Genomic DNA, 24,302 nt, shown 5'->3' on the forward strand with positions numbered 1-24,302 from the left:
TTCGGACAACATTGGCGCCGTTCTCCGGCCTAGTTTTGCTGTATTATTCACCACAGCAATACTTTTTAAATCATGCAAAAAATGGAAAATCTACTCCTGCTTTTACCTGCATTATTATCATCCTGTACCAAAGAGGTGCCTAAAGAAGGTACTAAGCCGGTTACTCCGGATACGGCGATAGTGTACACCATGCCGGAAGAATCTGCTCCTCATGAGGGCACCTGGTTGCAATGGCCGCATGAGTATCAATATGGTAAAGCCTTCCGCAACCGCCTGGATCCCACCTGGGTAGCCATGACCAAAGAACTGGTGCGGGGCGAAAAAGTGCATATCGTGGCCTATGACGAATTTGAAAAAGAAAGGATCACCGGTTTATTACAACAGGATAATGTACCATTAACAAACGTCAACTTTGTGATTTGTCCTACAGATGATGTATGGGCAAGAGACAACGGACCTATCTATGTAAAAGATAAAAACGGGAAATTGTTGATTGAAGACTGGGGATTCAATGCCTGGGGAAGAAAAGCGGCATACACCAACTGCAATGCCGTGCCTGCAAAGATAGCGGCGTTGCAGCAAACGTCTGTAGTAAACCTCAATGACGTCATGGTCAATGAAGGTGGTAGTGTTGAAATTGATGGACACGGTGTTTTAATGGCGTGCAAAAGTTCTGTTTTAAATGAAAACAGAAACCCCGGTATGACACAGCAGGTGGCAGAGGCAATCTTTACCAAATATCTCGGCGTAACAAAGTTCATCTGGCTGGAAGGACAAGCCGGACTGGATATCACGGATATGCATATTGACGGATTTGCCAGGTTTGCCAATTCCACTACTATCATCACTATGAGCAACGACGACCTGGATTACTGGCAGGTACCCCAGGAAGATATCAGCAGGTTATACACCGCTACCAACCGCGAATCGGCTGCCTACAAATTTGTGAAAGTACCGCTGACACAAAATGAGGTGGTGACTACTTACGGTAAAAATCTCGGCAAAGCGTCCTACATCAATTATTACATAGCTAATAACAGTGTACTGGTGCCAGTCTACAAAGATCCCAATGATGCGGTGGCACTGAATATCATTCAACAACTATATCCCGGTAAAAAAGTAGTAGGCATCGATTGCCGTAACCTGTTTGCCAATGGAGGGATGGTGCATTGTGTAACGCAGCAGCAGCCAAGGTAACAACGCTTAGTTACCGGCTAAAACACTGTCTATCCATTGTGCTAACACGCGCTGCTGATCCGCATTTAACCGGGCATCTGCATGCATCAGTGTATAGGAGCGGAGCGGCATTTTACCGGTTGTTACCTGTTCCTTCATTCGTTTCAGTTTATTCCGCTGCCGTTTGACAGAGTAAGTGCCATATTCATCAAAATTCAATTCCTTTTTACCCTGGTTGACATGGTTGGCCATGAACCAACCAATGGGCTGAATATTGGTGTACCAGGGATACCGGGTGTTATTACTATGGCAGTCATAGCAGGCGTTTTGCAGCAGCGTTTGTACTTCGCCGGGAACCGGATAGAGATGGGTAATAGCAGTAGCAGCTGGATGGGTAGACAAATTTTCAGGCGGCCGGAAAAATTGCAGCAGTACAAAAAAAGCCAGCAGCAAAAGTAGTATCATCGGAAGTTTTCGCATACAATAGTTCTTTAGCGATGTTTTCTGTAAACAGATGATAGGTCTGTTTACAGAAAACATATAGTCGTTCCCGTTATTTAATGATTGCTTTAACGGATCCGCAGGTAGCCATTTTACTACCGAAATAAGGATTTTTGATTTCTTTACTTTCGCTTAACCACAACGCGCCTTTGTTATTATCGTACATCGGGCAGTAATCCTGGTACAGGGGCTGTCCGCCACCGAAAGCTTTTACCAGGGCAAATACATCCTCGCTCATTTGCGCAAAGTGTTCCCGTTGGTGGGTGGCATTGCCTTCATTTTTGCCAATATGTTCTGCATGTTCTTTGAGGTCATCTTCATTTTGGCTGTACAACTGTTGTTGCTCCGGGGTCAATGCCGTTTTGTTGAGTTGTTCCAGGGCGCTGGCCATAGCTTTGCCGCCATTGGCTGCTTCGGCGGAATTGTCATTGGCGAGGGCGTTTTTAATATGCAGGTAATGATCTGTTACCTGTTTCAATGATGCGGCTACAGCGGGATCTACATTCGTGAACTGAGGCGTTAGCGTGGTAAGGTCATCGGTGGTGGCAGGTGTTTCATGGTGTGTGGCTGCGCCGGTGACTGTGGTACTGTCGTGTTGGTGGCCTTCATGGGACGACTGGCTGTTGTTGCAGGCAGCAAAGGTAACGGCGGCGATAGCCATGGCGGCAATCATGATTCTTTTCATTTTTTATTGTTTGAATATTTGAAAGATGGAATTATTGAATGGTTTCTTTTACTGCTCCACAGGTCATCATACTTTCACCGAAGTAAGGATTCTGAATAGTTTTACCGGCGCTGAGCCATACGGCTCCCTGGTCGTTCATGGCCATCGGGCAGAAGTCGACATACAGTTGGCCGCTATGTATTCCTGATTGTTTAATCAGTGCTACCAGGTCGGCGCTCAGGGTGGCAAAAGCGGCACGTTGTGCTTCCAGGTCTGCGGTGGCGGTGATTTTCGCGGCGCTGGCACCCAATTGCGTGCCATTTTTCATTGCTCTGGCGCCGGCTTCGATGGCATTGCTGGCAAACCGGGCTTCTTTTGCATCTCCTTTTACCAAAGCACTGGTTAACTGCGCGTATTGTTGGTACAAGGCGTTCAGTTGATCATCCTTTAATTGTACGGTTGCTGCTGTTGCCGGAACAGGTGTTGCTGTTTTGTCTTTTGCAGATGTAGCTGGCCTGGGTGCTTCGCCGCAGGCGGCCAGTAAAACAAGCATGCAGACAGGAAGTACGATGGTATTTACGAATCTGTTCATGGGTTGTTGGTTTTTATGAAACGGAAAAAAAATTACATGCCAGCCATGGGATTTACGCCTTTTTTTAAGAGGTATTCAGAATACAACAGGTAAGCGCCGGTAACTACCACCGTATCGCCTTCCTGCAGTCCCTCGGTAATTTCAACCGCATCAAAATTTTCCATGCCGGTTTTGATCCTGCGTGGTTCAAATTTTCCATGGGATTTTTCAATCCATACATGTGCGCCCTTGCCGTCACGGATTACGGCATCCACCGGTAAACTCATCACATTGCCTTTACTTTTCACCGGTAGTAAAACATTGACCTGTTGGCCCGGCTGCCAGCGATTATCCGGGTTGGGTATAGTGCCTCGCAGTTGCATCAGTTGGCTACCCGTTTGCAATGCGGGATTGATGAATTGTATGGTCATCATTTGCGGCTCGTTTTCCCAACCGGCCACCAGTACTTTCACCTGCTGCCCTACCTGTATTGCTGACGCTTCTGCAGGATATACATCTGCTTCTACCCACAACTGCTGATAGCCTTCCAGGCGCATCACGGCACCGCCTTCTGCCACGTACTGGCCTTCTGTTACCGTTACTTCCGACACAATGCCACTAACAGTAGCAGGGTATACCACATAGGGATTCACTTTCCCGGATTGCACCAGTTGTGTGATCTGGGTCTCCTGCTGATCATATAGTGTCAGCTTTTGACGCGCGGCCTGTTCTATCTGGCGGAACCGGGCATCTTCCGGAAACTGTTTGACCTGTGCTACCGCCAGTAAATATTCCTGTTGCAGGGAAGCCAGTTGCTCCGAATAAATTTTATATAAAGGCTGCCCTTTACTGACTTTCACGCCAATTTCCTTTACATATAATACTTCTATGCGGCCAGGCACGCGGCTGGAGATCACAGCCGTTTTTTCCGGGTCAGTGGCCAGGCGCCCATTGAGTTGTTTGAAATTTGACAAGGCGCCGCTGCCCACCACCATGGTAGTGATATTGGCCAGTGCCACCTGGTTGGGTCCAAGCGTCAGTGAAGCTTCTTTGTTGTTTTTATCAAACGGCACCAGGTCCATACCACATATGGGGCAGATGCCTGGTTTATTCTGTACTACCTGCGGGTGCATGGGGCAGGTATAGGTTTGCTGCTTTTCGTTGCCGGTTTCTTTTTTCCCGGTTTCTTTACAGGCCGCCAGGAACAGTGCCGGTGCCAGCGATACCAACGCTACGGTCTTTAAGAAATGTTTTCTTTCCATATCGCTATTGTATTGAATGATTCGTTTTAATAAAGCTCTCACTGTCTACCAGGTAATAGGCATTCGAAGCCACTTGCCAGTCGCTGATGTTGGTAGTGATCTGTACCATATCTGCCGTTACTACGCCTGTTGCTATCACTACAGGTACATACACGCCTTTGTTCTGTCTGAAAACAACGGCCTTGTTGCCAAGTCGCCACACCGCTTTTTTAGGTAGCCACCAACCGGAAGTATATACCACAGGTACATTGGCCGTTAGCAGTTGGCCTACCTGTAAGGAGCGATCCTCCAGGTAAATGCGGGCGCGGGTGAAGTTGATTCCGTCTTTGAAAACAGGTTCTATCAGGCTGATACGCCCGGATTGCATCGCGTTTTCATTGCTGTTCGGAAAAAACAATACCTGTTGTCCGGTTTTAATCCGGGCGGCCAGTTGAGCGGGAAAGGCCAATTCTGCCACCAGTGTTTGCGCCTGGTAGATGGTAAAAAGCGATTGGCCGGCACTCACATACTGCCCTTCACGCAGTAGTATGGGTGCATTGGTAGGCGTAGCCGGGGAAGGAGTGGAGGCGGCCGCTCCGCCGCCGCTCATAGCGCCCATGCCGTCTCCCGCTGGCGCTGCCACTGCTGGCGTGGCCGCAGGTGCCGGACCGGCGGCTGACTCTTCCAGGATATAGCCATCGCTGTTACTGTATACAGGTATTCGATACAGCACATGGCCTGTTTTTAATATCTGTTCAATCTGTGCCGGCTGCATGCCCAGCAGCTGTAGCCGTTGTTTGGCGGCTGCCAGCATCTCTGTGCTATTGCGCGCTACGTATAGTAGTTCCCGTTGTGCCGCTGCCAGGTCCGGAGAATACACCTCCATAATCAGTTGTCCCTTTCTCACCGGCTGATAATTGTATTTAATCAGCAACCGTTCTATACGGCCACCCACTCTGCTGGCCACGCTGGTTTGATTACGTGTATCGTACGTGACTACTCCGTTGACAGTGGACGCATAAATACGGGTGCCACTTTCAGGACGGATGGCCGGAATGCTGGCTACCACTTGTGCATTGGCAGGTTGGGTAAGACTGGCCACGCTGCTGTCCATCGCCGGCTCATGATGTGCGTCGGCATGGGCCGCTTTGCCTGTTTTGTCTTTGCAGGCAGCAAGCCCCAGCAAGGCGAAACCCCAGGCGGTTATTTTAACGATATAATTGTTTCTCATAATCCACTATCATTTCGTAGAGTTTCAATTTTTCATCCAATACATTGGACTGCATCATGGTCAGTGCTTCCCAGGAATCTATCACATTGGAAAGTGCCAGTTTATTTTCCTGGTAGTTCAGGAAGTTAGCGTCCAATGTTTGACGTAAGGCCGGGATGATTTTTTCTTCCATGGCGGTAACCCGCTTTTCCATAGACTGTATTTCGTATTGCATACCATACAACATACCCTGCGTTTCCTGTAACATAGCCGCTTTCTCTTTTTCCATAGCCTGTACATTGTATTGCATCGCTTTGATGCCAGACTTGTACATTTTGGAAGACCAGGGGGCAATCGGGATACTGATCATACCCATTGCACTGAAAGACTTTGGCATGGCTGCGTCCAGGGGATACATGTGATCGAACCGGAACCTGAAATCGGGTTTCTTCTCCCGTTTCATACTCTCAATGTTTAGCTGCATGGAGTGGATGCCTTCATTCATTTTGACGACATCCTTTCTAACAGTGGCCAGGGTAGCGGTATCATAAGAAGCAGCTATTTCAAATCGCGGCTGATACGTAGTGTCAATATCAAATACCTGGTTGCCGGGCGCATTCATCAGGCTATTGAGCCAGGACATGGCTTTTGCAATATTGCCTTCCTGCATGCGGATCATGTTGTGGTTATCCTCAATCTTTGCAGTGGCTTTAAATACTCCGCTCAGTTGCGATTGGTTATAAGGGAAACGCACTTCTTCAATCTTCTTCATGGTGACCATGATTTTTTCATTTTCTCTCAATACCGCAATACGTTGCCTGGCAATGAGCCAGTTGAAGTAAAGCCGCTTGGCCTGCGCTTTGAAGTCGTTCAGGGTAATGTCGCGGGTGGCTTTTTCTATGTTGCCCTGCGAAGCGATATATTTCCTTTTGGCGCTGAGTTTGGCCGGATTGGGAATGTCCTGTTCCAGCTGTAGCATCAGGCTACCTTTGTCTCTGCCATCCATCACCATTTGCCCTGGGTAGGGCGTCATGAAGGTACCCACGCCCACCATCGGCGCCATCCAGGCGGTGGCGGCGTCTGCACTGTATTTATAGCTTTCGGCCTTCAGCCCATAGGATTGCAGTAATACGTTGTTGCGATCTACCCGTTGCAGGATGCTGTCGAGCGGCAGCACCGGCGCCTGTTGGGCCGGCAGTTGGAGCGGCAGGCCCAATAGCAGGAGGGATAAGTATTTAATGGTGTACCTCATGAATTTCCAATTTTCCGTACTTGCGTAATTCATATTCTTTCGTCATTAAAAAAATCAGCGGTGTTACCAACAAAATATGTGTGGAAGAAGTCAACACGCCGCCAATCATGGGTAATACGATGGGCTTCATTACATCTGTACCTACGCCGGTAGCCCACAGCACCGGCACCAGGCCAAAGAGCGATACGCATACCGTCATCAGTTTGGGTCGCAGGCGCTTGGCCGCACCGTATATGATAGCCCTGCGCAAGTCTTCCCGGGTCAGCGTTTCCGCGCTGTTGCCTTTCTCTTTCACTAACTGCTGCATGGCATCATTCAGGTAAATCACCATCACGATACCTGTTTCCACGGCAATACCAAAAAGTGCGATAAAGCCTACGGCTACTGCCACGGAGAGGTTCACGCCCCAGAAGTAAATCATATAGGCGCCGCCGATGAGGGCAAAGGGTACGGTGATGAGGCTCAGGAAAGCTTCCCGGATAGAATGGAATGCAAAATACAGGGAGAAGAAAATGATCACGAGTACTACCGGGGCAATCCACATCAGTGTTTGCTGGCCGCGGATCAGGTTCTCGTACTGACCGCTCCACTCCAGGTAGTAGCCCTGCGGTAAAATGCCGTTCGCTTTACTCATTTTGCTGATCGCTTCGCTGACAGTACCACCGAGGTCTCTTCCCCGCACGTTGAATAGTACGGCGCCCCGCAGCATGGCATTGTCGGAAGTGATCATGGGTGGGCCGTCCGCAAATTTTACATCTGCTACGGACGACAGTGGTACTTCTCCAAAAGCAGCCGACATAATGGGAATACGCTTGATATGCTCCACGCTGTTACGGTAGTCCTGTGCCAGGCGTACGCTGATGGAAAAGCGTTGCCGTCCTTCAATGGTGTTGCCAATAGGAGCGCCGCCCAGGGCGGTTTCCACGGTTTGATTTACGTCATCTACGTTCAGTCCATAGCGCGCAAGTTCTGGTCTGCGTACCGCAATGTCCAGGTATTTACCGCCTGTCACCGGCTCTACGTAAAGGTCTGCGATGCCCGGTGTGCCTTCCAGTTCTTTTCTCACCCGTTCGGATACCGCTGCAATGGTGTCCAGGTTTTGCCCGTAAACTTTTACGCCTACATCGGTACGGATACCGGTGGCCAGCATGTTGATACGGTTGATGATGGGCTGTGTCCAGCCATTCACTACGCCCGGAATCTGTAGTTTCGCATCCAGTTCGTTGATGATGTCTTTCTTGGTTTTGCCTTCCCGCCATTTCGCTTTAGGCTTCAGCATGATGATGGTTTCAATCATGCTGATAGGGGAATTGTCGGTGGCCGTGTTAGCGCGACCGGCTTTCCCCAGCACTTTATCTACTTCAGGTACTGATTTAATGATTTTGTCCTGTACCTGTAAAATCCGTTTTGCTTCTGCATTGGACACGTCGGGTAAAGTTACCGGCATGAACAGAATGCTTTGCTCATCGAGGGGGGGCATAAATTCACTACCCAGGCTTTTGAGCAGGGGAATGGTAATGACCAGCGCGATGAGGTTAATGGCGATGGTGGTTTTACGCCATTTCAGCACACCTTTGATAACAGGTTCGTAAATCCTTTCCAGGATCCGGGTTACGGGGTTGGCATGATCCGGTCTGAACTTCCCTTTCATAAAAAAGGAGATCAGCACGGGCGCCAGGGTGATCACGAGGAAGGCATCCATGATCATAATGAAAGTTTTCGTATAGGCGAGCGGGTGAAACAGCTTGCCTTCCTGCCCTGTGAGCATAAACACCGGCAGGAACGAAGTAATGATAATGATGGTAGCAAAGAATACCCCACGGGATACCTGTTTGCTGGATTGCTCTATCACCTTCAGCCTTTCTTCTTCCGTGATCCAGTCAGGCGATTTCTTAAAAATATTTTTCAGCCAATTCATAATCTGGTTATTTTTTTTGCTGTTCCTCCCATTGTGCATATCGTTCCGACAGGTGTTTGTAGGCATTTTCGCTCATGATAATGCCATTGTCTACAATCACCCCGATTGCCAGAGCAATCCCGGTTAACGACATAATATTGGAGGAAATACCAAATGCATTCAGCAGGATAAAGCTGGCGGCCAGCGTAATAGGAATTTGTATAATGATGCTCAGCGCACTGCGCCAGTGGAAGAGGAAAATGATAACCACCACGGATACCACGATCATTTCTTCGATGAGGGTATGCTTGATAGAGTCTACGGATTCCCGGATTAACTCGCCCCGGTCGTATACAATATCGAATTTAACGCCTTCGGGAAAGCCTTTGGCTACTTCCTGCATCTTCGCTTTGACTTTGTCGATTACGGCGGCGGCGTTTTCTCCGTATCGCATCACTACGATGCCGCCTACACGTTCTCCTTCGCCGTTCTGATCAAATATCCCCAGCCGGGTTTCTCCGGTCATTTGCACGGCGGCAACATCTGCTACGCGGATAGGAATGCTGTTCTGCGTTTTCACGGGAATGTTTTCTATCTCTTCAATGGATTTCAGGTAACCGGACGTTTTGATGATATAGCCGATGTCGCTCAGCTCAAACTTTCGTCCGCCGGATTCATTGTTGTTGGCGCGGATGGCGTTGATAACTTCCGCTACGGAGAGCCGGTAGTAGAGGAGTTTGTTGGGATCTACGGTGATCTGGTATTGTTTCTGGAAGCCGCCGAAGGAGGCGATTTCGCTGACACCTTCTACATTTTGCAGGGCAAATTTTACGTACCAGTCCTGCAGGGCGCGTTGTTCACCGAGGTCCATGCCGGGTGCATCCAGCGTGTACCAGAGTACATGTCCTACGCCGGTGCCGTCCGGCCCCAGTTGCGGTGTGACGCCGGTGGGCAGTGTGCGGGAAATGGTACTCAATCTTTCCAGTACTCTTTCCCTTGCCCAGTAAATATCTACGTTGTCATTAAAAATGATATAAATGAAGCTCATGCCAAACATGGAACTGCCGCGTACATACTTAATTTTAGGCAATCCCTGTAAATTGGTCACCAGCGGATAGGTGATCTGGTCTTCGATGAGTTGGGGACCACGTCCCATCCATTCGGTAAATACAATGACCTGGTTTTCTGATAAATCCGGAATGGCGTCTATGGGATTCTTTTTCACCGCAAAAACGCCCCAGGCAAATAAAGCGGTGGCCATTACCAGTACAATAAACCGGTTACGCAATGACCATTCAATAATACGATGTACCATAACTGTTCTTTTCTCAGGTGCCGGAATGGGCAGTAACTTTTTGGTAGCGGCATGACAGGGGCATTTGCGCTATGCGCAGCGTTGACCAGCGTCATGGTCCATATTTTTGCTAAAGAAAAATGGGGGTGTAGCAGGAGATAACCGGCGTATGAATGCTACGTAATAATGAATAGGGGAGATATATACACCGGGAACGGGGTTCAGATACGATAGGTACAATTCAACACATGCACAGGTACTTTGCTGCTTCGCGGCGGCGCATGGGTAACCGGGTGAAGGGTGGCAAGGGAAAGGCTATCTGCAGGCGCTGCGTCCATAAAGGAAACAGGCGTAATTGCCACTGCCAGCTGCAGGGCATACAGGGTGTTTTCGGCTACTTTTTGGTCTTTCTCCAGTTTAATGGTCTTGTGTTCGTCTTTGCAGCATTTTTTATTGCATTTGTTCAATGCCGGTTTTACGCATTTGCTGCATTTTTTTACCTCGCCGTCATTCAGCCCTGCATCTATCAGCTTCCCCATGCAATAGTGCATGTGAACAGTAGCACCGGTAGAGGTACCCATGTATAAGACAGCTAATATGAGTGCGAGGAGCTTTTTCATATTGACAAAGGAAACACCAATTTCCGGATTAAGTGTTATATAATTTTGGTAAGATGTTATATTATTCCGGTGTGCTATTGTTGATAAACGTATTCCAGGGCTTCATCCTTGTTGTTAATAAAGTTTTTAGCCTGGTAACTAATAGGGTGGTCGGGTTGCAGGGCTCCTTTCTTACCTTTCCAAACCTCCCAGTACCTGGTGGAATAGCCAATCACCATTTTGGTATTAGGCAGCCGGAAACCCCGGTTTTCTCCAAAGCAGTTGATGTTACCACTGGTCATTTGTCCCGCTAAAATAGCATGGGTAGTCCGTTTTAAGTATACGGCATTCATGACCGCAGAGGAGAACGTTAATTTTCCAATCAGCACAAACAGGTGCCCTTTTTTATTCAGATAGCTATGCTGAATACTGTCTAAGAAAGGAGATAATACGCCGGAATTACCACCGTCATTGAAGCGCAGGTCTACGATGATTTTATCGGGATGTACGCTGTTAATGGTCGCAAATAGCCGCTCATTGAAGCCCTCAAAAGGTTCCTGTTGATCTTCTGCACAGGTGGCGTAGTTGAAGTAAAGCGTTTTGGCGGTGGTATCGTATTCATACCAGTATTTTTTATTTCCTTTTTTATAGGGTAACAGGGTCTGGTACTGGCTGCAGGTAGCTAATCTTGTGCTACCTGTAGGGACGGACGACAATGTTACGTTAAACGTTTCCCGGCGGGCATTTTGTAAGGTGAAGGTACCGCTTTGATCTGAGGGTAGAATGCCCAGGCCTTTCAGGAAAACAGGATTGTTGAAGAACTTCTGCCGGTAAATTTCGAAATAGGATTTGTTGTCTGTTTTGATCACTTCTTTGAATTTCCGGTTCATGGCGTCCACTGACCAACCATTAATGGCCACCAGTTTGCAGGAAAGGTAATTGGAGTCTTGTGGAAGAATACCGGTAACAAAGATACCTTCCTCAAATATTTCGAATTTAATAGGTAAAGCCAGCTGGAACTTCGGTTCTATCCTGGTGTGCTCATCTCCGATAGCCGCGTTTAATTTGAACAGCTCAATCATGAAGCCTTCTTCGCTCAGCGTATCCAGTTTGGAAGCAATCATTGCTATTTTATCATCAAATTGCGCCTTGGTAATTTTGTTGTACAGCATGATATGTTTGACGGGCAACGTATCTTTGTAATACATCAGATCTTTCAACAGCGCGTCTTTTGTCAGGTGTTGGGAAAGAACATCTTTCGTAATGACAAAAAGTAAGCAGGTGAGGAGGCAAAAGTACTTTTTCATTGTTGTTATTCCTGGTATTTGCAGTGCACTTAAGGTACATACAAATTTTATACTTTAAAAGGTATTGTCGGGTGTTTTTATCATGTGGGAGATGGTACATGAAAAGTTGTCATTAATGTTTAAATTGATAAAGGATGAAAAGAACCGCTTTATTTATGGGGGTGTTGAGCCTGTCATTCAGTGCTGGTTTCGCATTCAATTCTCTTTTAAATTACGCCACTAAAAAACAAATGAACATGAAACGGGTAACAGGTATCGGGGGCATTTTTTTCAAATGTAAAGACCCTGAAAAAATGAAGCAATGGTATAATACGCATCTGGGATTTGGCACTGATCCATACGGGACAAAGTTTGAATGGCGGCAGGAAGCAGATAGTACAAAGCATGGATACACGCTATGGAGCCCGTTTTCCGACAAGACCAAATACTTTGAACCATCTCCCAAAGACTTTATGATTAATTACCGGGTAGAAAACCTGGTAGTGCTGGTGGAAGAATTAAAAAAGGAAGGGGTGACCATATTGGATAAAATAGATGATTCTGAGTATGGAAAGTTTGTACATATTCTTGATATAGAAGGAAATAAAATTGAATTGTGGGAGCCGAAAGACTGATAGTTTCTACAACTGTACCAACTGGTTCTTGATGGCATAAATAACTAATCCCACACGGGTACTGACACCAAATTTTTTGAACAGCGCCTCCCGGTATCCGTCTATGGTACGTTCGCTGAGGAACATTTCTTTTGCTATATCGTTGTAGCTTTTTTCGCTACAGGCCAGTTTCAGAAATGCTTTTTCACGGTCGGTAATTTTTTGTTGTGCTGCCTTTTCATTTTCCTGTACCAGTTGATTGATAGACCGCATTACTTTACGCGTAACGATGTCATTGAAGAAGTATCCCTGGGTTAATACCTCATTAAATGCGTATTTAAGTTCCAAAGGGTCGGCATCTTTCAGAATGTATCCTTTGGCACCTTGCCGGATCATACGAATGATTGACATTTCGGAGTCCATGGTGCTAAGGGCAAGTACGGCAATATCAGGGTGGTGGGTTTGCAACCAGGCGGCGGTTTCATATCCATCCATTTCTGGCATGGAGATATCGAGTAACACAATATCGGGAGGGGTATCCGGGTTAAGTTGATGGATGAAATCGCGTCCATTGGCGGCGTCAAACAATACGGTATAATCTTCAAAGAAATCGATGAGGGCTTTTAATCCCTTCCGGAACATGGTGTGATCATCGATGATGGCGATTGTTTTTTTCTCAGGCATATGGTATAGTTAAAGTAATGAGGGTACCTTTGTTAATGATGCTGTTTATCTGGAAGCTACCGTTTAGTAAAGCCACCCGTTTTTTGATATGCTGTAACCCCAATCCTTGCTTTCCTTCCAGGGTAGCGGGAACGTCAAATCCAATTCCATTATCCTGGATAACAATCTTCAGTGGGTTGTTATAGTCGATACGTACCGTTACTTCCGAGGCATTGGCATGTTTTAATATATTTTGAATGAGTTCCTGTAACACGCGGAAGAGGATGAGCTTTTGCTGGTACCCTGGTTTTTGATCGCTGTCGATGATGGTTAAAGCGGTGTTGACGGTACCGGTTTTTTTCAGGCGTTCCAATTCTTCTGCTACGCAATCTGACAGTCCTAACAGTTGAATACGCTCACCGCTCAGGCTTTTGGCGATATCGCGGAGATCTGTCATGGCCCTGCCTATACTATCTTTTACCTCCTGTAGCATCTTTTTATCGGGTATTTCCTGTTGATCAATGATGCTAACCTGTATTTTAGCAAGACTGAGTGTTTGCCCTACGTTGTCGTGTATTTCCTGGCTGATGGTGTTAAAGATTTCATCCTGTATTTCCAGCCGGGAGCGCAGCAGTTGTTGTTCAAAATCATTTTTCATCTGTAGCGTATCCCTTGCCATTTGCATTTTTTTGTTGTTATAATAAAACAGCATCACCAGGAAAAGTATTCCCAGGAAAAGCAGTACGCCAATAATGGCAATGATGGTGATAACTACCTCTTCTTTGCTTTGCTGCATAATATAAATGAATAGATATAACCTGAATACAGAAAAATATTTGCCACCGGCAACAATGCCCGGTAAAGGCTTCGTTGCCACAGGGTAATTCCCTCGCGTATGATGTAGGGCTGTAGCCCTAATGCTACCAGTGCTATGATGCTGAACAGCAGGGTAGCAGCGGCTATCCAGTAGTAGGGAGTGCCGTACAAAATAGTTTGATCGTTTTCTACCATTAACAGTCGTAACAGGATCAGGCAGCAGAAGATGATGTTCAGTAATTCAATGAGCATCGCTGAATAGGAGTCGAACTTTTGCGGCCCTTGTATGTAAAAAAAATTAAGCAACAGAAAACATATGCATAAACCTGCAATGATGATAAAAACGGTTTGTTCGTGCTTTCCCATTAATAACATCTTCCTATACACATATAAGTAAAAGGGAGTAACCAGTAAGATATAAATATTGTAGATATTATAGCTGTTGGTTAAACCTAGTTGACGGATGTTTGCACCAAGGGTTTCAGTAATATTGGTGATAATAAGTATAGGGATAAATGCCAGCAGGGAAAAATGCGCCAGCCCGCGCCAGCAAATGATGGCTGTGAGCAGGCTGGCGATTTGGAAATATTGAAACCATTCCAGTTGCATGGGATCAGGGTTGTAAGGCGCCAAAATCGAGTACCTTGGTACCACCATCGAGAAAAGATGTATCTGTCCTTGTTCCTGTGACGATAAATACGCCGATTCGATTTATTCGTCTTTTATTTGCCTTCCTGATTTCTTCTTCATTCTTGCATCCCGCGCCCAGAGAAGTTGCTATTTTCCCGACATATTCTTCCGTGTAAAATCCAAGCCGTACTCTAACAGATATCTTACCTGTTTTTCCCTTATAGTCCGCAATTCTATGTACCAGGAAGCTATCCAATACATCCTTTCTGAAAATTTCTCCCCGGGTAATCCATTTTGGATCAGGAATCGTTTTTGAAATCGACTGAAGCGGCATATCAGTAAAGTTATGTAGCCGCATCACGCTGTCATAAGCCTTAAAACAAAGTTCCGCGTGTTGGGCATCTACCTCGTATCCCAGGGAATCGGCCCCGGGAATCGGGGAATTGTAATACTTGTCTAACAGATGCTGTGTCGCCACTATCTTTTTATCTGCATCGGTTAGTTCTTGTGGACAGGGTTTGCAGGAAAACATTTGTAGGAGTAGCATACCAGCTACGAGCAGTTGTAAGCATTTAGGGGTCATTGTTAGTTTTTTTGAGAGGTTAAAGAATAAGATTCAAGTTAATTCAAACAGATAGGATTAGCAATAGCCATTACTGATAACGGGAGAAACCTGCATAAATACGGGAAAAATACCCTCCCCATTATCCTTGCTTTTCCCCTTGCCGGGGAGGGAGGATGAAAATACTTTTACATCATGAAATCCTTACTCCTAAAACCCCTTTTATGAAAAAGTACTGCTTAGTATTAATAGCACAATTTTTATTAATAAGCTGGTGTATGGCTCAATATGCATTGCATGGTAAGGTGTCTGAGAGTATAAGTACTTCTGTTACAGATATTGCCATTGCCAAAGGAGATCTAGATATTACGACGATACAAGATCGATTATTTTGTCCAATAGGTGAACCTGGCAATAATATAGATAGTCAATATATTAAGTATCCGCTGAGAAATGCTGCTTTGCACACTGTATACATAAGGCCGATAGCCCGGCCAGATGATGGCGTATTGCGCTCGAAGAAAAGACTGGACCGGGTTGCGGGTTCACCCAAAAGTATGTGGGTAGGTGCCAAAGTCGGGTATAATCTTGATGGGGACCTGGGCGAAGAATATTTTGGTGCCGCTAAAATTATATTGAATACATTAATTACAGCTCCGAAAAATTGGAACATTTCCATAGTAGGTAATTTTGGCAATTTTATTACTAATCAAAAAAACGATGATAACAAAAAGGGAGTATCAGATCTTGCATTAACATTAACAGGTTTATCTGTCGGCATTGCCGGAACCTGCACTTTATGGAGCATAATTGAAGAGCATGAAGAAAAATCTTCTTTGCGATTTTATTACCTGCCTGCCTACCGGTTGAATACCTATAAGAATGTTGGAAATGATAGTGCTACGGTTAATATCTCTCAATTTCGGAATAGTATAGGACTGGAATTCGAAGGCCTGAAGCTGACCAAAGGGGGTAAAATAAATGTATCTGCCGAGGCATCTGTAGCACTTCTGGATAAGAGCAAGTATAATCTTGTATTTAAAGAAATGAGTAGCAGCCTGGCCTCAATAGATCTCACTATTATACTGCCCATCAGCAGTCAGATAGGCTTCTTTGCCGATGCTACTTTTATTCAGGGCACAAAACCAAATTATATCACGGGTTTTATCGTCAGGCCCTAAATATGTCCCACCCCTCATTGATAACAAATAAATTTAACACTATGAAACGTTATGTATTTCCCCTTATGATGTTATTGCTACTTTGTAGTACCTATTACGCGGTCGCTTCAAAACATGGACCAGGTCCGGGCAAACCAAACAAGAAAGCGGTAAGTTCCCCCAAAAGCACATTTGATGATCCCTGTGAAGCCATTCTGCGTAATGGCGTTTTTAGAACCAGTTTTATCCAATACAATGAAAGCTATCGCCGCGCATTTTTTGACTATGTTTATCAAAGTAATTTCCAGTCGGACAGGGAAGTTACAGATGCAGGACTCAGTATACAGTTGCTCTCAGACATCGGTATACCTATTGGTGGGTCAGGTAATTTTGACCGGCAAAAATACCAGGAATGGAGGAGTACATATAGCCGGCAAATTACGGATATCCAATCAAAACAGGTAGCCTTTACTGTTATCAGTTCTTATGCAGATACCAGTCTTACCAATAACTGGTATCGCTGTAAATATTTGCAGGCGAGAGTACAAGATAAAGGCCTGCAATTGCTGTTGCAGGATGCAGGCCCCAACCTCGCTATTCTGACCGCTTCATTCGATGGTATCGGAGATGACGCCACCACACGGTTCTCTAACATGAGCGTTGATGGAGGAAAGATACTGCGACCCTCTGTCAATCCATTTACAAAAGGGACACGTATTGGCAATGGTGAAAAAAGTGTGATGCTGAAACGGATACCCGGAAAAAATCTGAACATCATTTTTGCTACCACCACCCAGTCAAAGAATGCGCAGTTGAAATCCCCACCACCATTAGGACTGGCTTATTTTTACAGTGATCAGGAAGAGGTGTACCTGGGAGACTCCGTAACAGTTAAATGGGAGCTAGTCTCTTCAGATATTGCAATGCTAAATGGCGAAAAAGTACCGGGTAAAGGTGAGAAGAAGATAAAAGTAATGGATACGCTGTTACTGGAACTAAAAGCCCGTGGTATATTCGGTGAAGTATTAACCGCATCGAAAAGGATTAGTCCCGCGCAACGCCCCGCTACCATGGTAAGTGGTTTAATTAAACTGGTTGCAGCTCCGTGGATGGATGGAAAGGATGATAATACCCATATGCATTTTACTTTTCGTAACGCCAACGGCAAAGAGGTGTTCACCTATTTTAATGATGGTAACAACTGGCCGATTGACAACGGAAATTCTTTTGTTGGCGCGCTGGCATTGGTTCCGGGACTGGACCAGAAGGATCTTACGAAGAAGGCGTTGAGTAATTTGAGTGTGGTCGGAACAAAATGGCCGGATGGTCATGATAAAGTAACGCTTTATATAAATCTTACGCTCTCATTTAATAATGGAACCACCATGGACCTGTCACAGAGTAGTGGGGAAGGAGTGTTGAGAATAGAAGAACAAGGGCAACAGGATTTTGGCATTACAATGCGCGGTACGGTTACCGATGAATATGTGGTGACTGTTTCCAGACCTGCATCCCCTGGTCCGGCTAACACCGCACCAACCAGTGTTCCCCGTCAGGTAATTAATATACGTTCATTTAATGTAATGAAGAATACCCGTCAATCAGTCAGATTCTGATCCATTTTTTTCCATTACCCCAAAAACGAAGGGCTGGCAAGCGCCAGCCCTTCCATAGGTAGACAAGCTGCTGCCATTTCCCCTTCGTTCATTTTCAAACGCTTTGTGTTCATATCCGGACGCTCCCGGACGCCATAAAATGCATAATATCGTTGTACTGTGGGAGTTGTATCTATGGCAACGTTTTTGTCGCCCTTCCCGAAATTGCCCATTCATGTTAAAAAGTAATACTAAGGTAGCCTGGAGGAATCTGCTGAAAAACAGGACCTTCTCTATTATCAATATCGTAGGATTATCTACCGGTATGGCGGTAGCTTTATTGATTGGTTTATGGCTTCATGATGAACTGACCTACAATAAGCATCATGCACATTACGACCGTATTGTACAGGTAATGCAACACCAGACATTTAACGGCGTAGTGGGCTCGCAAACGGCTAATCCTTATTTGTTGGGAGATGAAATACGCGATAAATATGGCAGCGATTTTAAGTATGTGGTCATGTCGTCCTGGACAGACAAGCACGTACTGGGGCAAAATAATGAGGCGGTTTCCAGTACCGGTAATTTTTTTGAACCGGACTTCCCGGAAATGTTGACACTTAAAATGTTGAAAGGTACCCGTGCCGGGTTGAAAGATCCGGCTTCCATTATGCTGTCGGCCAGTACGGCGAAAGCATTGTTCGGGACAACGGATCCGATGGATAAGCTGGTGAAAATAGATAACCGGATGGATGTGAAAGTGACCGGTGTGTATGAAGATCTGCCTTATAATTCCAATTTCAGGGACCTGGGATTTATATCGCCCTGGGAACTCTATTTGAGCAGTGAACCCTGGATCAGGCAGATGGAGAATCCCTGGAGATCTAATTTTACCCAAACATATGCACAGCTGGCAGATAATGCAGACCTGGAAAAGGTATCTGCTAAAATAAAAGATGTAAAGCTTCGTAAGGTACGCGCAGCAGATGCTGCCTTTAAGCCGGAAGTATTCCTGCACCCTATGAGCAAATGGCACCTGTATGCCGATTGGAAAGATGGAAAAAACGTGGGTGGTGGCATTCAGTTTGTATGGCTGTTTTCCATTATCGGCATCTTTGTGTTGCTGCTGGCCTGCATTAACTTTATGAACCTGAGCACGGCCCGTTCCGAAAAAAGAGCAAAGGAAGTAGGTATACGGAAAGCGATTGGCTCTGTACGTGGACAGTTGATTGTGCAGTTTTTCAGCGAGTCCCTCATGGTAACCCTGATCAGTTTTGTATTGGCATTGTTGCTGGTGCAGTTTGCTTTGCCGGTATTTAATGCCGTGGCAGGCAAGAAGGTGAGTATCCCGGTAACCAGTCCTTTATTCTGGCTGATCAGTTTCGGGATCACGGTCTTAACCGGGTTAATTGCCGGCAGTTATCCAGCATTATATCTTTCCTCTTTTGAACCGATTAAAGTGCTGAAAGGCACTTTCCGTGCCGGACGTTATGCCGCTATTCCCCGCAAAGCTTTGGTAGTAACCCAGTTCACTGTATCCGTTATTCTTATCATAGGTACGCTCGTGGTATTCCGTCAGATCAGGCATGCACAAAACAGGCCGGTTGCTTATAACCGGGAAGGACTCCTGTCCATACCGGTAACAACAGAAAAACTAAAGAATAATTTCGACGTGATCCGTGATGAATTGATGAGCGCGGGCATAGTGGCGAATATGGCCCGCTCGTCCGGAGGTACCATGGATTTGCGTGCTATTAATAATGGCTATACCTGGAAAGGAATGACGCCGGGTACCCAGGGTAATTTTGGAGCCGTAAGGGTAACGCCTGATTTCGGGAAAACGATTGAATGGGAGATTATTGCCGGCCGCGATTTCTCTAAATCATTTGCGACCGATTCTTCGGCTATCATCCTCAATGAGGCCGCAGTGAAGTTTATGGGCTTTAAAAACCCGGTTGGAGAAATCGTGAACGTAGACAATAAGCCATTCCATGTAATAGGTGTAGTGAAAGATATGATCATGGGATCGCCGTACAGCCCGGTGTTTCGCACGGTGTTCTCCATAGAAACTGACGATGCCTCTATCATTAATGCCAGAATTAGTCCTAATAAGAGCGTACCGGCCGCAATCTCCCAGATAGAGGCCGTCTTTAAAAAATATAATCCCGGGGTTCCATTCCTTTATAATTTCGTTGATGATGACTACGCCGTAAAGTTCGACGCTGAACGCCGTGTGGCTAAGCTATCCAGCTTCTTCGCTGTATTGGCTATTTTTATCAGTTGCCTGGGACTCTTTGGTATGGCTTCTTTTATGGCAGAACAACGGGTAAAAGAAATAGGTGTACGCAAAGTATTGGGCGCGTCAGTAGTTAATTTATGGGGACTGATGTCGAAAGATTTTGTGATACTGGTATTGATATCCCTGGTACTGGCTGTTCCGGTGGCCTGGTACTTTATGCATAAATGGCTGCAGCATTATGACTACCGTACAGAGATATCTGCCGGCATCATTTTATTAACCTGTATGGGCGCACTGCTCATCACACTGCTAACAGTAAGCTACCAGTCTATCAGAGCCGCTATGATGAATCCTGTGAAATCACTGCGGTCGGAGTAAGAGCAGAAAGCAGAAAGCAAAAAACGATTATAACGAATGATCAAAGCGGTTAATATCCGCCATAGTCATTCACTACAATCGCTTTTTGCTTTCTGCTTTATGGTTTCTGCCCTCATCATGTTGGTTAATTTTAGCAAAGAACCTATCAATTTCAGCATATATCCCTACTCGTTATTAAGTTAAATTCGTACTACCATAGCAAGTCGAGACAATTGCAACAGCAAAGTGTGTCAGCCGTCCCGTTTATGAGGGCTTTTAGAAGCCATTCCTGTATTTCAACCAAAACAACCAACATAATATTGAATCAACTGTTTTGAATTTCCCAGCCCTGCAGGCCAACAAGTATCTCCAATTCTACCAGCTGATTTGTCACTCAAAATAATAATCATCTTATGAAGTAGATTTTATTCTCTTATAACCCGTAATAGCAGCCCTATTGGCCTGTTTCACATTTTTGAATTTTGCAGACAGCTCATGCTGTCTCCTGTTATTCTTATGTCCACACTTTAAACCATTTATATGTTACCATTATCCCGACAGATAATAGTGGGATTGCTATGCCTTGCCATCAGCGGGGGAGCCATCTCACAACAACGAACTGCGCCGGCGCCGTTGCCGGACCACTGCTCGTCTTCAAAAGCCATGCAGGAATTATATAAAAAACATCCTGCCTCTCTGCAAGCCGCCCGCGTGCAGGAACAAAATATAAAAAATATCGTTGCCCGGATGCGCAACGCCCGGCAGGCAGACGTAGCGCCTACACAATACACCATACCAGTGGTATTTCATATCAATGACGCGGTGAACCCCTATAAGGTAACGATGGAACAAATACGCTCTGCCATCGATATCCTGAACCAGGATTATAACCTGCTAAACCCGGACTACAGCCAGATCGATTCCCGTTTCATCGGGTTGGCAGCCAATCTTCACATCACCTTCCGGTTGGCAGATATTGACCCGCAAGGCAATCCTACTACCGGCGTTACTTATCATTACAACGACCTGGATGGCCGCTCGCCGGATGGTACCGGCAGCGCGGTGAAGAGTGTTTCTTACTGGCCGGGGGAAAAATACCTGAACATCTGGATCGTGAGTGAGGTAGAACAAAAAGGGGTGTATAATAACTCCGGATGGACCTACCTGCCGGACGACTGGGTAGCCGCTAACCACCTGGATGGCGTGGTCTACAACTGGCGCTACCTGGGCGCTCCGGGAGTAGGCAGCTCAGAAAACGGGTACGCCTATATGAAAAGAGTACTTACCCATGAAGTAGGCCACTTCCTTAACTTACAGCATACCTTCGAAAACGGGTGTAATGCACCCGGCGACGAAGTAGATGATACGCCGCCTACTTTGTCTAACTACGGTGGCTGTAACCTGAATGCCAATTCCTGTGGTACCGTTGCCAACGTGGAGAATTACATGGATTACGCTTCCTGTACCAAAATGTTTACGGTGGGCCAGCGCGACAGGATGATAGCGGCGCTTACCAGCACCGTGGCACAGCGTAATAACTTATGGTCAGCGGCCAACCTGGCGGCTACCCTGTTGCCCGATTCCACCAGAAGAATAGTACCGGGATTCACCCTGTTTAATGAAAGCGATGTCAACAACGGAGCAGTAGCGTTAGCGGATACACTAAAACTGCTGGGTGGTGCTCAATTTGCTTTCAGCAGTGGCAGTATGACACAAGGCACTCATTTTACGGTGCAAAATCTACCGGCTGGCTTGTCGGCTGTGATCCAGGTGCTCAACAGTACTACAGCAATATTATCGTTCAGTGGTCAGGCCACGCAACATAATGCCGGTAACAGCACCGACAGTTTGAAAATTACTTTCACGAATGCGGCTATCCAGGGTGGCGCTGCTACCTTATATCGTCCGTATATTAACCTGGGTATTCATTTCCTGGATCCATATAAGATTATTTATAACGATATCCCTGATATTGTGGTCAACAGTACCAGTAACTGGACCTATTTTAGTTTTAATACGGGAGATGCCAACTTCGGTGGCTGGTTCAACAGCGGCAAACTCCGCCTCGAGACCTATCAGAAACCGGCCGTTTGTGAAGGTACGTCCCTGAATATTTCCCCGCTGCCTGTCAATACCATGATTGCAGATACGTCTTCTTTTGTGGCAGGAGGGGCCTATCCGAACGAACATGATATCTACAGTACTACCTACACCAAATGGGGCGGTAAAACGGCTTATATTGGCGTTAAATTCACCCTGGCAGGCAAGCCAAGATACGGATGGATCCGGATCACGGTATCCGCTGATGGTAGCAGCTACACCATTAAAGACTATGCCTGGAACCAGGCGCCGAATGGCGGCATCCGCGCCGGCGATGCAGGACACGCTACCTTGTCGTGGTCTAAAACCCAGTTCAAAGAAGCATTGGTCAACGATGGCAGCATCGCAGATACGGCCGAAGTAGGCATCCTGGGTAATACCTTCGCTATCAGCTCCGGTAACTTCACCAATAACGTGCATTACACAGTGAGTAACCTGCCGGCAGGATTGAGCGTGCAATTAAAGGCACTGAACAGTACTACCGCCAGCCTGAAATTTACCGGCACCGCTACCAGCAATGCTGCTGCCAATAGCGCTGCTGTCACGGTTAACATATTGCCCGCTGCATTCAGCACCCAACAGGCGGCTGATAGCACTCAGAAACAGCTACAGGTCAACTTCCGCGATCCGTATAAAATTAAGTACGTGGACGTCGATGATACGGTGTATACCATCAATACCACCAACAACTGGTACTATTTCCTGGTAGACAATATTACTGATGCCGCCTATGGCTTATGGGCGGATAGCGGCAGGCTGCGGTTTGAAACCTATAGCAAACCAATGGTTTGTGTGGGTACCACCAAGAACATCGCGCTGTTACCCGCTAATACCGTGATCAGGGATACGTCTAATTTTGTGGCGGGTGGCGCTTACCCGGATGAGCATAATCTTACCACTGCTACCTATGCCACCTGGAAAGGACAAACAGGGTATGCCGGATTTACCTTTACTACCGGCGGCGAAACATTCTATGGCTGGTTCAGGTTTAAAGTAAATGCTAACGGTACCAGCTATACGCTGATGGATTATGCGTATAATACTATGCCGGGCGGCAGCATCAAAACCGGGCAAATGTCGCTGCCATCAACGGATTCCAGTGTACATGTGAGCGACTATTGCACCGCCAGCACGGCACTGAATTACAACACCATTACACGGGTACGGTTTGCCAACCTGGATAACAGCTCCGGATGGGACGGGTATAAAGATTTTACCGCCCAATCAGCTACGGTAACCGCGGGAGGCAGCTACCAGTTGCAGATAAATTTGTATATCGAATACTGGCCTGATATTTCCGTGGCCGCATGGATCGACTGGAACGGGGATAAACAACTTAACGATACCACAGAAAAAGTATATGTAAAACGTAGCAGCGGTCCATATGCTCAAACGATCACGGTACCAGCCAATGCGAAATTAGGTGCTACCCTGATGCGTGTCAGAATGGGATACGGTAGTAATGTAAAACCTTGCGGCGTGGATAATTACCAGGGAGAGGTAGAAGATTACACCATCAAAATAACCGGAGGTACGGCGTTGATGGAAAAGAAACTGCCTGTCACTTCCCGGCTCAGCGCTACCAGCCCGTTTGCAGACCATATCAACGTTCAATACAAGTCTGGAGTAAATACACCGGTGTTGGTACGCATGTATAACTTCAACGGATATATGATCAAAGAAGAAAAGGGAAATGTGGTGAAGGGAGACAATACATTGCAGCTGAATAATTTGTCGACATTGCCGGCAGGAGTATATATCATTGATATATACCATGGCGGGCAAAGTCACACGACGAAAGCAGTGAAACAGTAACCAATCATTATAGCAGAAAGCGGAAAGCAGAAAGCAAAAAGCTATTAGAGCGATTGA

General features: G+C 46.3%; 20 protein-coding genes. 6 read left to right on the top strand and 14 right to left on the bottom strand.

Annotation, left to right across the window (positions count from 1 at the left end; all coding sequences use genetic code 11):
- Window positions 1-81 precede the first annotated feature (81 nt).
- Window positions 82-1,197: an agmatine deiminase family protein gene (locus AC5ZC7_RS10895; RefSeq protein WP_496159265.1), complete on the top strand. Its 1,116-nt coding sequence runs from the start codon at window positions 82-84 to the stop codon at window positions 1,195-1,197.
- Window positions 1,198-1,203: 6 nt separating this feature from the next.
- On the opposite strand, the gene AC5ZC7_RS10900 is transcribed toward AC5ZC7_RS10895, so the two are convergent.
- The 10 genes from AC5ZC7_RS10900 to AC5ZC7_RS10945 form a co-directional block, all read right to left on the bottom strand.
- Complete coding sequence (locus AC5ZC7_RS10900) at window positions 1,204-1,656, bottom strand: heme-binding domain-containing protein (protein ID WP_496159264.1); 453 nt, start codon at window positions 1,654-1,656, stop codon at window positions 1,204-1,206.
- Between the two features lie 73 nt (window positions 1,657-1,729).
- A complete protein-coding gene (locus AC5ZC7_RS10905; protein WP_496159263.1) occupies window positions 1,730-2,362 on the bottom strand; it encodes a DUF3347 domain-containing protein in 633 nt (210 codons plus the stop codon).
- A gap of 31 nt (window positions 2,363-2,393) precedes the next feature.
- Complete coding sequence (locus AC5ZC7_RS10910; protein ID WP_496159262.1) at window positions 2,394-2,933, bottom strand: DUF3347 domain-containing protein; 540 nt, start codon at window positions 2,931-2,933, stop codon at window positions 2,394-2,396.
- Between the two features lie 32 nt (window positions 2,934-2,965).
- On the bottom strand, window positions 2,966-4,174 hold the full coding sequence (locus AC5ZC7_RS10915; RefSeq protein ID WP_496159261.1) for an efflux RND transporter periplasmic adaptor subunit: 1,209 nt from the start codon (window positions 4,172-4,174) through the stop codon (window positions 2,966-2,968).
- Window positions 4,175-4,178: 4 nt separating this feature from the next.
- Window positions 4,179-5,384 (bottom strand): hypothetical protein, encoded by a 1,206-nt coding sequence (locus tag AC5ZC7_RS10920; protein ID WP_496159260.1) that lies wholly within the window; start codon window positions 5,382-5,384, stop codon window positions 4,179-4,181.
- A complete protein-coding gene (locus AC5ZC7_RS10925; protein WP_496159259.1) occupies window positions 5,362-6,615 on the bottom strand; it encodes a TolC family protein in 1,254 nt (417 codons plus the stop codon). Before AC5ZC7_RS10925 ends, AC5ZC7_RS10920 begins: the two co-directional genes overlap by 23 nt.
- Entirely contained in the window at window positions 6,599-8,533 is a 1,935-nt protein-coding gene (locus AC5ZC7_RS10930; RefSeq protein ID WP_496159258.1) for an efflux RND transporter permease subunit, read from the bottom strand. Before AC5ZC7_RS10930 ends, AC5ZC7_RS10925 begins: the two co-directional genes overlap by 17 nt.
- 7 nt (window positions 8,534-8,540) lie before the next feature.
- Complete coding sequence (locus AC5ZC7_RS10935; RefSeq protein WP_496159257.1) at window positions 8,541-9,827, bottom strand: efflux RND transporter permease subunit; 1,287 nt, start codon at window positions 9,825-9,827, stop codon at window positions 8,541-8,543.
- A 200-nt stretch (window positions 9,828-10,027) separates the two neighbouring features.
- On the bottom strand, window positions 10,028-10,426 hold the full coding sequence (locus AC5ZC7_RS10940; protein WP_496159256.1) for an HYC_CC_PP family protein: 399 nt from the start codon (window positions 10,424-10,426) through the stop codon (window positions 10,028-10,030).
- Window positions 10,427-10,500: 74 nt separating this feature from the next.
- A complete protein-coding gene (locus AC5ZC7_RS10945; protein WP_496159255.1) occupies window positions 10,501-11,712 on the bottom strand; it encodes a S41 family peptidase in 1,212 nt (403 codons plus the stop codon).
- A gap of 134 nt (window positions 11,713-11,846) precedes the next feature.
- On the opposite strand from AC5ZC7_RS10945, the gene AC5ZC7_RS10950 reads away from it, so the two are divergent.
- Complete coding sequence (locus AC5ZC7_RS10950; protein ID WP_496159254.1) at window positions 11,847-12,326, top strand: VOC family protein; 480 nt, start codon at window positions 11,847-11,849, stop codon at window positions 12,324-12,326.
- Between the two features lie 6 nt (window positions 12,327-12,332).
- Here AC5ZC7_RS10950 and AC5ZC7_RS10955 read toward each other — a convergent pair whose 3' ends face one another.
- Genes AC5ZC7_RS10955 through AC5ZC7_RS10970 form a run of 4 tightly spaced genes read right to left on the bottom strand, consistent with a single transcriptional unit; the run spans window position 12,333 to window position 14,997 of the window.
- Window positions 12,333-12,989: a response regulator gene (locus AC5ZC7_RS10955; protein WP_496159253.1), complete on the bottom strand. Its 657-nt coding sequence runs from the start codon at window positions 12,987-12,989 to the stop codon at window positions 12,333-12,335.
- Window positions 12,982-13,764, bottom strand: a complete 783-nt coding sequence (locus AC5ZC7_RS10960) for an ATP-binding protein (protein WP_496159252.1) — start codon at window positions 13,762-13,764, stop codon at window positions 12,982-12,984. The genes AC5ZC7_RS10955 and AC5ZC7_RS10960 overlap by 8 nt, the downstream gene beginning before the upstream one ends.
- Window positions 13,740-14,393: a hypothetical protein gene (locus AC5ZC7_RS10965; RefSeq protein WP_496159251.1), complete on the bottom strand. Its 654-nt coding sequence runs from the start codon at window positions 14,391-14,393 to the stop codon at window positions 13,740-13,742. The genes AC5ZC7_RS10960 and AC5ZC7_RS10965 overlap by 25 nt, the downstream gene beginning before the upstream one ends.
- Window positions 14,394-14,397: 4 nt before the next feature.
- On the bottom strand, window positions 14,398-14,997 hold the full coding sequence (locus AC5ZC7_RS10970; RefSeq protein WP_496159250.1) for a hypothetical protein: 600 nt from the start codon (window positions 14,995-14,997) through the stop codon (window positions 14,398-14,400).
- A 203-nt stretch (window positions 14,998-15,200) separates the two neighbouring features.
- Here AC5ZC7_RS10970 and AC5ZC7_RS10975 point away from each other — a divergent pair, with 203 nt between their 5' ends.
- The 4 genes from AC5ZC7_RS10975 (at window position 15,201) to AC5ZC7_RS10990 (ending at window position 24,245) form a co-directional block, all read left to right on the top strand.
- The gene (locus AC5ZC7_RS10975) at window positions 15,201-16,157 is read left to right on the top strand and encodes a hypothetical protein (protein WP_496159249.1); all 957 of its coding nucleotides are present in this window, start codon (window positions 15,201-15,203) and stop codon (window positions 16,155-16,157) included.
- A 41-nt stretch (window positions 16,158-16,198) separates the two neighbouring features.
- Entirely contained in the window at window positions 16,199-17,752 is a 1,554-nt protein-coding gene (locus AC5ZC7_RS10980; protein ID WP_496159248.1) for a hypothetical protein, read from the top strand.
- Window positions 17,753-17,966: 214 nt separating this feature from the next.
- Window positions 17,967-20,351 carry an ABC transporter permease gene (locus tag AC5ZC7_RS10985; protein ID WP_496159247.1) on the top strand — a complete coding sequence of 795 codons (2,385 nt, stop codon included), beginning with the start codon at window positions 17,967-17,969 and terminating at the stop codon, window positions 20,349-20,351.
- A gap of 519 nt (window positions 20,352-20,870) precedes the next feature.
- A complete protein-coding gene (locus tag AC5ZC7_RS10990; protein ID WP_496159246.1) occupies window positions 20,871-24,245 on the top strand; it encodes a M43 family zinc metalloprotease in 3,375 nt (1,124 codons plus the stop codon).
- Window positions 24,246-24,302 lie beyond the last annotated feature (57 nt).

The organism is Chitinophaga sp. 9-1-y (genome assembly GCF_059511905.2).